This is a genomic window from Alkalilimnicola sp. S0819 (genome assembly GCF_009295635.1).
GTDB lineage: Bacteria > Pseudomonadota > Gammaproteobacteria > Nitrococcales > WHIW01 > S0819.
Window position 1 is genome coordinate 1 of record NZ_WHIW01000062.1, and the last position, 323, is coordinate 323.

Consider the following 323-nt stretch of genomic DNA (forward strand, 5'->3'; position numbering starts at 1 on the left):
TAAACTTCCTCTACCTGGAAACTATTTAGGAACAGCTTTTAAGGGAGGACCAATTGTTGCTGTTTTGATCGGGTTATTATTAACTACTATTGTGTTCTCTATCGAGCGTTTAATTGTAATTGGTAAAGCTAGTGGTAAATCTAATTTAGAGACTTTCATGCGCAAAGTACAAGGCATGTTAAGTGCACACAATATCGATGGTGCTGCCGCTGAGTGCGATAAACAAGAAGGTTCTGTAGCAAATGTTATAAAGTCTGGCTTGAGAAAATACAAAGAAGTTGAAGTTGATAGCACAATGGATGTAGAACAATCTATTGTAGCCA

The 323-nt window shown here is 37.2% G+C and carries 1 protein-coding gene; it reads left to right on the forward strand.

Going from position 1 to position 323, the window contains the following annotated elements; translation table 11 throughout:
* Positions 1-323: DUF4407 domain-containing protein (locus tag GBG68_RS13985; RefSeq protein ID WP_226801817.1), on the forward strand; the 323-nt coding region annotated here is incomplete at both ends.